Genomic DNA, 12,873 nt, shown 5'->3' with positions numbered 1-12,873 from the left:
TGCGCGAGGAGGGGGCCGAGCCGTGGTGGCAGGGATGTGACCCGGCCGGCTTGACGGAGCGGGGACGAGGGTTTATTGGACTTATGGCAGCCCGTGGCGTAGCGTAGTTCTTTGCGTCTTCCCTCTGAACCTCAGCCTTCATATAGCGGTGGGCTTTGCTCTGCTCTCCTCGTCCTGTCCGGCCACACGGTTCGGGTCGTCGCGGGTGGACTCTGGTGGGCACCGAACTCCCCGCAGCATACTGCGGTGGCGGTGCGGAGGCGTAAGCGCTGACAAGCCTGACGGTCTGTGGAAGGATCCCTCTTGGTCGCCCCGAGCACCTCTAATAATGCAACCGCTACCAGCCAGGTCGACGCCGACGGCGCCGCACCCCGGCTCTCATTCGCAAAGATTCACGAACCGCTTGACGTCCCCAATCTCCTCGCCCTGCAGACGGACAGCTTCGACTGGCTCGTGGGCAACGAGCGGTGGAAGGCCCGTGTCGAGGAGGCCCTGGAGAAGGGCCTGCAGGGGATGGCCACCAGCTCCGGCCTCGCGGACATCTTCGAGGAGATCTCCCCGATCGAGGACTTCCAGGGCACCATGTCCCTGAGCTTCTCCGAGCCGGAGTTCGCCGACCCCAAGTACACGATGGCCGAGTGCAAGGATCGCGACGCGACGTACTCCGCCCCCCTGTACGTCAAGGCCGAGTTCATGAACAACAACACGGGTGAGATCAAGCAGCAGACCGTGTTCATGGGTGACTTCCCCCTCATGACCGACAAGGGCACGTTCGTCATCAACGGCACCGAGCGTGTCGTCGTGTCCCAGCTGGTCCGTTCCCCGGGTGCCTACTTCGAGCGCACCGCGGACAAGACCAGCGACAAGGACATCTTCAGCGCGAAGATCATCCCGTCGCGTGGCGCCTGGTTCGAGCTCGAGATCGACAAGCGCGACCAGGTCGGCGTGCGGCTCGACCGCAAGCGCAAGCAGTCCGTGACCGTGCTGCTCAAGGCGCTCGGCTGGACCGAGGGCCAGATCCTCGAGGAGTTCGGCCAGTACGACTCGATCCGCGCCACCATGGAGAAGGACGCCACGGAGACCCGCGAGGACGCCCTCCTGGACATCTACCGCAAGCTGCGACCGGGCGAGCCCCCCACGGTCGAGGCTGCCCAGACCCTCCTGGACAACCTGTACTTCAACCCGAAGCGCTACGACCTCGCGAAGGTCGGCCGGTACAAGATCAACCGGAAGCTCGGGATCGACAAGGACCTCACGGACCCCGATGCCTCGGTGCTGAACATCGACGACATCGTGGCCATGATCAAGTTCCTGGTCGCACTGCACGCCGGTGACAAGACCCTCGGCGGCAAGCGCGACGGCGGCGACGTCGAACTGCGCGTCGAGGTCGACGACATCGACCACTTCGGTAACCGCCGTATCCGCGCCGTGGGCGAGCTCATCGAGAACCAGGTCCGCACGGGCCTGTCCCGCATGGAGCGCGTGGTGCGCGAGCGCATGACCACCCAGGACGTCGAGGCCATCACGCCGCAGACCCTGATCAACATCCGCCCCGTGGTGGCAGCGATCAAGGAGTTCTTCGGGACCTCCCAGCTCTCGCAGTTCATGGACCAGAACAACCCCCTCGCCGGTCTGACGCACAAGCGTCGCCTGTCCGCGCTGGGCCCGGGTGGTCTGTCCCGTGACCGCGCCGGCATGGAGGTCCGTGACGTCCACCCCTCGCACTACGGCCGCATGTGCCCCATCGAGACCCCCGAAGGTCCGAACATCGGCCTCATCGGTTCGCTCGCCTCGTACGGTCGCATCAACGCGTTCGGTTTCATCGAGACCCCGTACCGCAAGGTCGTCGACGGCATCGTCACCGACCAAATCGACTACCTGACCGCCGACGACGAGGTGGAGCGCCTCATCGCCCAGGCGAACGCGCCGCTCGACGCGGCCAACACGTTCACCGAGGACATGGTCCTGGTGCGTACCCGTGGTGGTTCCGGTGAGCCCGTGCTCGTCGAACCCGGCGAGGTCGAGTACATGGACGTCTCCCCGCGCCAGATGGTGTCCGTCGCCACGGCGATGATCCCGTTCCTCGAGCACGACGACGCCAACCGCGCCCTCATGGGTGCGAACATGCAGCGCCAGGCCGTGCCCCTGCTCCGTTCCGAGCGTCCCCTCGTGGGCACCGGCATGGAGAAGAACGCGGCCGTCGACGCCGGTGACGCCGTCACCGCGACGAAGGCCGGTGTGGTCAAGGAGGTCTCGGCCGATCTGGTAGCCGTCCTCAACGACGACGGCACCGAGACGAACTACCCGATCATGAAGTTCGCCCGCTCGAACCAGGGCAACGCGTACAACCAGCGCGTCCTCGTCTCCGAGGGCGACCGCCTGGAGTACAACACGATCATCGCCGACGGTCCCTCCACGGACCAGGGTGAGCTCGCCCTCGGCAAGAACATGCTCGTGGCGTTCATGTCCTGGGAGGGTCACAACTTCGAGGACGCGATCATCCTCTCGCAGCGTGTGGTGTCCGACGACGTCCTGACCTCGATCCACATCGAGGAGCACGAAGTGGACGCCCGCGACACCAAGCTCGGTGCCGAGGAAATCACGCGTGACATCCCGAACGTCTCGGAGGAGGTCCTCGGGGCCCTCGACGAGCGCGGCATCATCCACATCGGTGCCGAGGTCGAGGCCGGCGACATCCTCGTGGGACGCGTCACCCCCAAGGGTGAGACGGAACTGACCCCGGAGGAGCGTCTGCTGCGCGCCATCTTCGGCGAGAAGAGCCGCGAAGTCCGTGACACCTCGCTGAAGGTCCCCCACGGCGAGTCGGGCACCGTCATCGGTGTGCGCATCTTCGACCGCGACAACGACGACGAGCTGCCCCCGGGCGTCAACCAGCTGGTGCGCGTGTACGTGGCGCAGAAGCGCAAGATCACCGACGGCGACAAGCTCGCGGGCCGCCACGGCAACAAGGGCGTCATCTCGAAGATCCTGCCGATCGAGGACATGCCGTTCCTGGAGGACGGCACCCCCGTGGACATCGTGCTCAACCCGCTCGGCGTCCCCGGACGCATGAACGTGGGCCAGGTCCTGGAGATCCACCTCGGATGGGCCGCCAAGCAGGGCTGGAAGATCGAGGGCGAGCCGGAGTGGCTCAAGAACCTCCCCGACCTGCCCCGCGAGATCGCGACCACCACCGTGGCCACCCCCGTGTTCGACGGCGCCACCGAGGACGAGATCGTGGGCCTGCTCGGCTCCACGAACGTGACCCGCGACGGTGAGCGCCTCATCGGCGAGACCGGCAAGGCGCGTCTGTTCGACGGCCGCTCCGGTGAGCCGTTCCCGGATCCCATCTCCGTGGGCTACATGTACATCCTGAAGCTCCACCACCTGGTGGACGACAAGATCCACGCGCGCTCCACCGGCCCGTACTCCATGATCACGCAGCAGCCGCTGGGTGGTAAGGCACAGTTCGGTGGCCAGCGGTTCGGTGAGATGGAGGTGTGGGCGCTCGAGGCGTACGGAGCCGCCTACACGCTGCAGGAACTCCTGACCATCAAGTCCGACGACATCCACGGACGCGTGAAGGTGTACGAGGCCATCGTCAAGGGCGAGAACATCCCCGAGCCGGGTGTCCCCGAGTCCTTCAAGGTGCTGATCAAGGAGATGCAGTCGCTCTGCCTGAACGTGGAGGTCCTCTCCACCGACGGGACCACGATCGAGATGCGTGACTCGGATGAGGAAGTCTTCCGGGCCGCGGAGGAACTGGGCATCGACCTCTCACGGGCCGAGCCGAGTTCCGTCGAAGAAGTCTAGGTCTGACGTACTGGTTCGGTCCGGTGCCCGGAACGGCGGCAACGAAATTTCTTGCGGCCGCGGGCGGCCTTGAAATATTAAAGCCGCCTTCCTCCGGGCACCTCCCCGAACCGGTGCGCACCTGGCTCGTCGCCGCACCCCTCGAGACTTCAAGAATTTAGAGAACAAAGAGAGAACAGGGACCCTATGTCCAGCGAATCCTCCTTCGGCCTCATGCGAATCGGCCTTGCCACCGCGGACGAAATCCGTGGTTGGTCCTACGGCGAGGTCAAGAAGCCGGAAACCATCAACTACCGCACGCTCAAGCCCGAGAAGGACGGACTCTTCTGCGAGAAGATCTTCGGCCCCTCCCGCGACTGGGAGTGCTACTGCGGCAAGTACAAGCGCGTGCGCTTCAAGGGCATCATCTGCGAGCGCTGCGGCGTCGAGGTCACGCGTGCCAAGGTGCGCCGTGAGCGCATGGGGCACATCGAGCTCGCCGCCCCCGTCACGCACATCTGGTACTTCAAGGGCGTTCCGTCGCGCCTCGGCTACCTTCTCGACCTGGCCCCCAAGGACCTCGAGAAGATCATCTACTTCGCCGCGTACATGATCACGTCCGTGGACGAGGAGAACCGCCACGCCGAACTGCCGAACCTCCAGGCCGAGCACGACCTCGAGAAGAAGCAGATGACGGACCAGCGCGACTCCGACATCGCCGCGATCGCCAAGGACCTCGAGGACGAGCTCACCCGTCTCGAGGGCGAGGGCGCCAAGGCCGCGGACAAGAAGAAGGCCCGCGACTCGGCGGACCGCCAGATGGCCAACGTCCGCAAGCGCGCGGACGCCGACATCGAGCGGCTCGTGCAGGTGTGGGAGCGCTTCAAGACCCTGAAGGTCGCCGACCTCGAGGGTGACGAGGGGCTCTACCGCGAGCTCCGCGACCGCTACGGCCTGTACTTCGAGGGCTCGATGGGCGCCGAGGCCATCAAGAAGCGCCTCGAGAACTTCGACATGCCGGCCGAGGCGGAGACGCTGCGCGACATCATCCAGAACGGCAAGGGCCAGCGGAAGACCCGTGCGCTCAAGCGCCTCAAGGTGGTCAACGCGTTCCTCACGACGACCAACAGCCCCCTGGGCATGGTCCTCGACGCCGTCCCGGTGATCCCGCCGGAGCTGCGTCCCATGGTGCAGCTGGACGGTGGACGTTTCGCGACGTCGGACCTGAACGACCTGTACCGCCGCGTGATCAACCGCAACAACCGCCTCAAGCGCCTCCTGGACCTCGGTGCCCCCGAGATCATCGTGAACAACGAGAAGCGCATGCTGCAGGAGGCCGTGGACTCCCTGTTCGACAACGGCCGCCGTGGCCGTCCCGTCACCGGGCCCGGCAACCGGCCCCTGAAGTCGCTGAGCGACATGCTGAAGGGCAAGCAGGGTCGTTTCCGCCAGAACCTCCTCGGCAAGCGTGTCGACTACTCGGGCCGTTCGGTCATCGTGGTGGGCCCGCAGCTGAAGCTGCACCAGTGCGGTCTGCCCAAGCAGATGGCCCTGGAGCTCTTCAAGCCGTTCGTGATGAAGCGCCTGGTGGACCTCAACCACGCGCAAAACATCAAGAGCGCCAAGCGCATGGTCGAGCGCTACCGCCCCCAGGTGTGGGACGTGCTCGAGGAGATCATCACCGAGCACCCCGTGCTGCTGAACCGTGCACCCACCCTGCACCGTCTCGGCATCCAGGCGTTCGAGCCGCAGCTCGTCGAGGGCAAGGCACTCCAGCTCCACCCGCTGGTCTGCGGCGCCTTCAACGCGGACTTCGACGGCGACCAGATGGCGGTGCACCTGCCGCTGAGCCCCGAGGCCCAGGCCGAGGCGCGCATCCTGATGCTCTCCTCGAACAACATCCTGAAGCCGTCCGACGGCCGCCCGGTCACCCTGCCCTCGCAGGACATGATCATCGGTCTGCACCACCTCACCACCAAGCGTGAGGGAAGCGCCGGTGAGGGTCGCGTGTTCACCAGCGCGTCGGAGGCCATCATGGCGCACGACTCCGGTGAGCTGCACCTGAACTCGGTGGTCCGGATCCGCGTCGACAACTTCGTGCCGAGTGCGGACGTCGCCGCTCCCGAGGGCTGGGAGTCGGGGACGCCTGCGCTGATCGAGACCTCGCTCGGGCAGGTCCTGTTCAACGAGACCCTCCCCCTGGACTACCCGTGGGTGGACAAGGTGGCGGACAAGGGTCAGCTCTCGACGATCGTCAACGACCTCGCCGAGCGCTACCCGAAGGTCGTCACGGCGGCGACGCTGGACAACCTGAAGGACGCCGGTTTCTACTGGGCCACGCGCTCGGGCGTCACCGTCGCCATCTCGGACATCTCCGCGCCGATCAACAAGGCCGGCATCATGGAGGGCTACGAGACGCAGGCCGCCAAGGTGCAGTCGCAGTTCGACAAGGGCCTCATCGCCGACGAGGAGCGCCGCCAGGAGCTCATCGACATCTGGAACAAGGCCACCAACGAGGTCGCCGCCTCGATGCGTGCCGCGATGCCGAAGGACAACACCATCAACCGCATGGTGTCCTCCGGTGCCCGTGGTAACTGGCTGCAGGTCCGCCAGATCGCCGGTATCCGTGGCCTCGTGGCCAACCCCAAGGGCGAGATCATCCCGCGTCCGATCAAGTCCTCGTACCGCGAGGGTCTCTCGGTCCTGGAGTACTTCATCGCCACCCACGGTGCGCGCAAGGGTCTGGCCGACACCGCGCTGCGTACCGCGAACTCGGGCTATCTCACGCGTCGTCTGGTGGACGTCTCGCAGGACGTCATCGTCCGCGAGGACGACTGCGGCACGGAGCGTGGCCTGAAGGTCACCATTGCCGTGCCGAACCCGGACGGGGAGCTGGTGCTGCACGAGGAGGTCGAGAACTCGGCCTACGCACGCACGCTGGCCACCGACGTCGTTGACTCCAAGGGTGAGGTGCTCGCCGCCGCCGGTTCGGACGTCGGTGACGTCCTCATCGCGGAGCTCTTCGAGGCCGGTGTCACCGACATCAAGATCCGCTCGGTGCTCACCTGCGAGTCCAGCGTGGGAACGTGTGCACTGTGCTACGGACGCTCGCTCGCCACCGGCAAGACCGTGGACATCGGGGAGGCCGTGGGCATCATCGCCGCGCAGTCGATCGGTGAGCCCGGCACGCAGCTGACCATGCGTACCTTCCACACCGGTGGTGTGGCCTCCGCGGAGGACATCACCCAGGGTCTGCCCCGTATCCAGGAGCTCTTCGAGGCGCGTACCCCCAAGGGTGTCGCCCCGATCTCCGAGGTCGCCGGCCGTGTCACCATCGAGGACGCCGAGAAGCAGCTCCGCCTGGTGGTCACGCCCGACGACGGCTCCGAGGAGATCGCGTACCCGGTGCTGCGCCGTGCACGTCTCCTGGTGGCCGACGGCGATCACGTCGAGGTCGGGCAGCAGCTCGTCTTCGGTGCGGTGGATCCCAAGCAGATCCTGCGCATCCTCGGCCCCCGCAAGGCCCAGGAGTTCCTGGTCGACGAGGTGCAGCGCGTGTACCGCAGCCAGGGTGTGGGCATCCACGACAAGCACGTGGAGGTCATCGTCCGTCAGATGCTGCGTCGCGTCACGGTCATCGAGTCGGGCGAGTCCGATCTCCTGCCGGGCGAGCTGGCGGAGCGTCGTCGCTTCGAGGACGAGAACCGCCGCGTGGTGTCCGAGGGCAAGAAGCCGGCCTCCGGCCGTCCCGAGCTCATGGGCATCACCAAGGCATCGCTCGCCACGGAGTCCTGGCTGTCGGCCGCTTCCTTCCAGGAGACCACGCGTGTTCTCACGCAGGCCGCCATGGAGGGCAAGAGCGACCCGCTGCTCGGCCTGAAGGAGAACGTGATCATCGGTAAGCTCATTCCGGCCGGTACCGGTCTGGACCGCTACACGAAGGTCACGGTGGAGCCCACCGAGGAGGCGAAGGCCAACCTCTTCACGGGTCCCAGCGCGTTCAGCGACTTCGACTACGCCGGCGTGGACAGTGGCCTCGGCCCCGACTTCCAGGCGATCCCGCTGGACGACTACGACATGGGTTCGAGCGACTTCCGCTAGGACCTCCGTCCCGGGCGGGATCGATTCCCGCCCGGGACCGTCCCGGCTCCGACGGAGCCGGTAGGACAGGGCCCCGTACCTCCTGGTGCGGGGCCCTGTCCTGTCCTGACGCCGTCCCGCCGCCGTCCCCTGCGGAGCCGGGACGGAGGTGAGGATGCGGGCCGTGCCGGGAGGTACACCCGATGTCTGGTAGAGTTGACAGCAATTGTTTGTGTGGCAGTGGATCGGCGTTGCGAAACGTATCTCCGTGTTGTACGTAAGTTGTACAGCGAATGCCACATTTTCGCACGCCTACGGTCGTTCCAGCGGCAGTTTCCCGAACGGTGATGCACAAACGACTGATCATCCCGATCCCGGATGGTGCGGCCCGTCCGGGCCGCCGCCGCGGAGCAGGGCGACAGAGAACCTATCCGCAGACATTACGGAGAACACGAAAGTGCCTACGATTAACCAGCTGGTCCGCAAGGGCCGGTCACCGAAGATCGCGAAGACCAAGGCGCCCGCTCTCAAGGGCAGCCCCATGAAGCGCGGCGTTTGCACCCGCGTCTACACCACCACCCCGAAGAAGCCGAACTCGGCACTGCGCAAGGTGGCCCGCGTCCGCCTGAACGGTGGCATCGAGGTCACCGCGTACATCCCCGGCGTCGGTCACAACCTGCAGGAGCACTCGATCGTGCTCGTGCGCGGCGGCCGTGTGAAGGACCTCCCCGGTGTCCGCTACAAGATCGTCCGCGGCGCACTGGACACCCAGGGCGTGAAGAACCGCAAGCAGGCTCGTAGCCGCTACGGCGCGAAGATGGAGAAGAAGTAATATGCCTCGTAAGGGTCCGGCTCCCAAGCGGCCGCTCGTCGTCGATCCCGTCTACGGTTCGCCCCTGGTCACGCAGCTGATCAACAAGGTGCTCGTCGACGGCAAGAAGTCCACCGCCGAGCGCATCGTCTACGGTGCACTCGAGGGTGCACGCGCGAAGTCCGGGGGAGACCCCGTGGCAGCGCTCAAGAAGGCCATGGACAATGTGAAGCCGACCCTCGAGGTCCGCTCACGCCGCGTCGGTGGTGCCACGTACCAGGTGCCCGTCGAGGTCAAGCCCGGCCGCTCCACCGCCCTCGCGCTGCGCTGGCTCGTGGGGTACTCCAAGGCTCGTCGTGAGAAGACCATGACCGAGCGCCTGCAGAACGAGATCCTCGACGCCTCCAACGGTCTCGGTGCCGCTGTGAAGCGCCGGGAGGACACGCACAAGATGGCCGAGTCCAACAAGGCCTTCGCACACTACCGCTGGTAGCTCAAGCTGCAGGCCGGGCCGAGACCTCACCAGGGCCGGCCCGGCCGCGGTCCAGCAGAACTCCATCTTCGTCAAAAGGGAGACACCGTGGCACAGGACGTGCTTACCGACCTCAACAAGGTCCGCAACATCGGCATCATGGCCCACATCGACGCCGGCAAGACCACCACTACCGAGCGCATCCTCTTCTACACGGGTGTCAACCACAAGATCGGTGAGACGCACGACGGCGCCTCCACCACCGACTGGATGGAGCAGGAGAAGGAGCGCGGCATCACCATCACGTCTGCCGCGGTGACCTGCTTCTGGGAGAACAACCAGATCAACATCATCGACACCCCCGGGCACGTCGACTTCACGGTCGAGGTGGAGCGTTCGCTCCGCGTCCTCGACGGTGCCGTCGCGGTGTTCGACGGCAAGGAGGGCGTCGAGCCCCAGTCGGAGACCGTCTGGCGCCAGGCGGACAAGTACGAGGTGCCCCGCATCTGCTTCGTCAACAAGATGGACAAGCTGGGCGCGGACTTCTACTTCACCGTAGACACCATCATCAGCCGCCTCGGTGCCAAGCCGCTCGTGCTGCAGCTGCCCATCGGTGCCGAGAACGACTTCATCGGCGTCGTCGACCTGCTCTACATGCGCGCTCTCGTGTGGCCCGGTGACTCCAAGGGTGACGTGACCATGGGTGCCAAGTACGAGATCCAGGAGATCCCCGCCGATCTCAGGGAGCGTGCCGAGGAGTACCGTGCGACGCTCGTCGAGACCGTCGCGGAGTCCTCCGACGAGCTCATGAACAAGTACCTCGAGGGCGAGGAGATCACCATCGAGGAGCTGAAGGCCGGCATCCGCAAGATGACGATCAACTCCGAGCTCTACCCGGTGCTCTGCGGTTCTGCGTTCAAGAACCGTGGTGTGCAGCCGATGCTCGACGCCGTCATCGACTACCTGCCCTCCCCGCTGAACGTCCCCGCGATGATCGGTCACGATCCCCGCAACGAGGAGACGGAGCTGACCCGCAAGCCCAGCACGGAGGAGCCCTTCTCCGCCCTGGCCTTCAAGGTGGCCACGCACCCGTTCTTCGGTCAGCTGACCTTCATCCGCGTGTACTCCGGACAGATCTCCGCGGGTACGCAGGTGACCAACTCGACGAAGACCAAGAAGGAGCGCATCGGGAAGCTCTTCCAGATGCACGCCAACAAGGAGATCCCCGTCGAGGAGGCCCTCGCGGGTCACATCTACGCGGCCATCGGCCTGAAGGACACCACCACCGGTGACACCCTGTCCGACTCGGCGAACCAGATCGTGCTCGAGTCCATGAGCTTCCCGGAGCCCGTGATCTCGGTGGCCATCGAACCGAAGACCAAGGGTGACCAGGAGAAGCTCTCCACCGCCATCCAGAAGCTCTCGGCCGAGGACCCCACCTTCCAGGTCTCCCTCAACGAGGACACCGGACAGACGATCATCGCCGGTATGGGCGAGCTCCACCTCGACATCCTGGTGGACCGCATGCGCCGCGAGTTCAAGGTCGAGGCGAACGTGGGTAAGCCCCAGGTCGCGTACCGCGAGACAATCAAGCGCACGGTCGCCAAGCACGACTACACCCACAAGAAGCAGACCGGTGGATCCGGTCAGTTCGCGAAGATCCAGATCGCGATCGAACCCCTGGACACGTCCGAGGGCGAGCTCTACGCCTTCGACAACAAGGTCACCGGCGGCCGCGTGCCCCGCGAGTACATCCCCTCGGTGGACGCCGGGATCCAGGACGCCCTCAACGACGGCGTGCTGGCCGGCTACCCTGTGGTGGGCATCAAGGCAACCCTGCTCGACGGTGCCTACCACGACGTCGACTCGTCGGAGATGGCGTTCAAGATCGCCGGTCGCATGGCGTTCAAGGAGGCCGCGCGCATGGCGCAGCCGGTGCTGCTCGAGCCGCTCATGGACGTCGAGGTGCGTACGCCCGAGGAGTACATGGGTGAAGTGATCGGTGACCTGAACTCGCGTCGTGGCCAGATGCAGTCGATGGAGGATGCCAGCGGCGTGAAGGTCATCCGGGCCCACGTGCCGCTCTCCGGCATGTTCGGTTACATCGGCGACCTGCGGTCCAAGACCCAGGGCCGCGCGGTGTACTCGATGCAGTTCGACAGCTACTCCGAGGTCCCGAAGGCAGTGGCCGACGAGATCATCCAGAAGACCCGCGGGGAGTAGATCCCGGAGGTTCCCGGGAACGGGGACCCCTGGAACGGGCCGGTGGGTCGTCGAGACCCACCGGCCCGTTCCCCGGCCGCGGACCCACCCGGTCCGCGGCGAACAGCAATTTCATCAAAACCAAAAGCCCCCAGTAGACTTGCATGAGTTTCAGCCGCGAACAGCGTGGCTGGGAAGCAATTCTTCTCAAAACGTTCTAGGAGGAACCCGTGGCGAAGGCAAAGTTCGAGCGGACTAAGCCGCACGTTAACATCGGCACCATCGGTCACGTCGACCATGGTAAGACCACGTTGACGGCTGCCATTTCCAAGGTGCTATACGACAAGTACCCCACTCTCAACGAGCAGCGTGACTTCGCGTCGATCGACTCGGCTCCCGAGGAGAAGCAGCGCGGTATCACGATCAACATCTCGCACGTCGAGTACCAGACCGAGAAGCGTCACTACGCACACGTCGACGCCCCCGGCCACGCCGACTACATCAAGAACATGATCACCGGTGCGGCGCAGATGGACGGCGCCATCCTGGTGGTCGCGGCGACCGACGGCCCGATGGCCCAGACCCGTGAGCACGTTCTGCTCGCCCGCCAGGTCGGCGTCCCCTACCTGCTGGTCGCGCTGAACAAGTCGGACATGGTCGACGACGAGGAACTCCTCGACCTCGTCGAGATGGAGGTGCGTGAGCTCCTCAGCTCGCAGGGCTTCGACGGCGACGACGCCCCCGTGGTGCGCGTCTCCGGCCTCAAGGCCCTGGAGGGCGACGCCGAGTGGGTCAAGTCCGTCGAGGACCTCATGGAGGCAGTGGACGAGAACGTCCCGGACCCCATCCGCGACAAGGACAAGCCGTTCCTCATGCCCGTCGAGGACGTCTTCACCATCACGGGTCGTGGAACGGTCGTCACCGGCCGCGCCGAGCGTGGAACCCTCGCCATCAACTCCGAGGTCGAGATCGTCGGTATCCGTCCGGTCCAGAAGACCACGGTCACCGGTATCGAGATGTTCCACAAGCAGCTCGACGAGGCATGGGCCGGCGAGAACTGTGGTCTGCTGCTGCGCGGTATCAAGCGTGAGGACGTGGAGCGCGGCCAGGTCATCGTGAAGCCGGGTTCCATCACCCCGCACACCGACTTCGAGGCCAACGTCTACATCCTGGCCAAGGACGAGGGCGGGCGTCACAACCCGTTCTACTCGAACTACCGCCCGCAGTTCTACTTCCGCACCACGGACGTGACCGGCGTCATCACCCTCCCCGAGGGCACCGAGATGGTCATGCCCGGCGACAACACCGAGATGAGCGTCGAGCTGATCCAGCCCATCGCCATGGAGGACGGCCTCGGCTTCGCGATCCGCGAAGGCGGCCGCACCGTCGGTTCGGGACGTGTCACGAAGATCCTGAAGTAACCCTGCTCCACCCGTCGCCGGTGTGAACCGGTGACACCCGAGAGAGCCCCCGCTGTCCACAGCGGGGGCTCTTCCGTGTCCACGGACGCACGAAC

6 protein-coding genes are annotated in these 12,873 nt (G+C 65.5%); all 6 read left to right on the top strand.

The genetic code is table 11. From position 1 onward, the window contains the following. Window positions 1-303 precede the first annotated feature (303 nt). The 6 genes from rpoB to tuf all read left to right on the top strand — a co-directional run bounded on the left by rpoB (window position 304) and on the right by tuf (window position 12,778). Complete coding sequence (gene rpoB / locus AC792_RS03445; protein WP_049829189.1) at window positions 304-3,813, top strand: DNA-directed RNA polymerase subunit beta; 3,510 nt, start codon at window positions 304-306, stop codon at window positions 3,811-3,813. Between the two features lie 186 nt (window positions 3,814-3,999). Continuing rightward, window positions 4,000-7,893, top strand: coding sequence for a DNA-directed RNA polymerase subunit beta' (locus tag AC792_RS03440; protein ID WP_049829188.1), 3,894 nt, complete (start codon window positions 4,000-4,002; stop codon window positions 7,891-7,893). Window positions 7,894-8,329: 436 nt separating this feature from the next. Continuing rightward, entirely contained in the window at window positions 8,330-8,704 is a 375-nt protein-coding gene (gene rpsL / locus AC792_RS03435) for a 30S ribosomal protein S12 (RefSeq protein WP_049829187.1), read from the top strand. Between the two features lies 1 nt (window position 8,705). After that, window positions 8,706-9,176 (top strand): 30S ribosomal protein S7, encoded by a 471-nt coding sequence (gene rpsG / locus AC792_RS03430; protein ID WP_043440595.1) that lies wholly within the window; start codon window positions 8,706-8,708, stop codon window positions 9,174-9,176. 87 nt (window positions 9,177-9,263) lie between these two features. After that, window positions 9,264-11,378 carry an elongation factor G gene (gene fusA / locus AC792_RS03425; protein ID WP_049829186.1) on the top strand — a complete coding sequence of 705 codons (2,115 nt, stop codon included), beginning with the start codon at window positions 9,264-9,266 and terminating at the stop codon, window positions 11,376-11,378. A gap of 209 nt (window positions 11,379-11,587) precedes the next feature. After that, window positions 11,588-12,778 (top strand): elongation factor Tu, encoded by a 1,191-nt coding sequence (gene tuf, locus AC792_RS03420; protein ID WP_049829185.1) that lies wholly within the window; start codon window positions 11,588-11,590, stop codon window positions 12,776-12,778. Window positions 12,779-12,873: the final 95 nt, after the last annotated feature.

Source organism: Arthrobacter sp. RIT-PI-e, assembly GCF_001187915.1.
Taxonomy (GTDB): Bacteria; Actinomycetota; Actinomycetes; order Actinomycetales; family Micrococcaceae; genus Arthrobacter_D.
This window is presented reverse-complemented; position numbering and strand designations above follow the sequence as displayed.

Coding starts and splice junctions, on each gene's coding strand:
- AC792_RS03440 (WP_049829188.1), top strand. CDS start 4,000: ATGTCCAGCGAATCCTCCTTCGGCCTCATGCGAATCGGCCTTGCCACC.
- rpsG (WP_043440595.1), top strand. CDS start 8,706: ATGCCTCGTAAGGGTCCGGCTCCCAAGCGGCCGCTCGTCGTCGATCCC.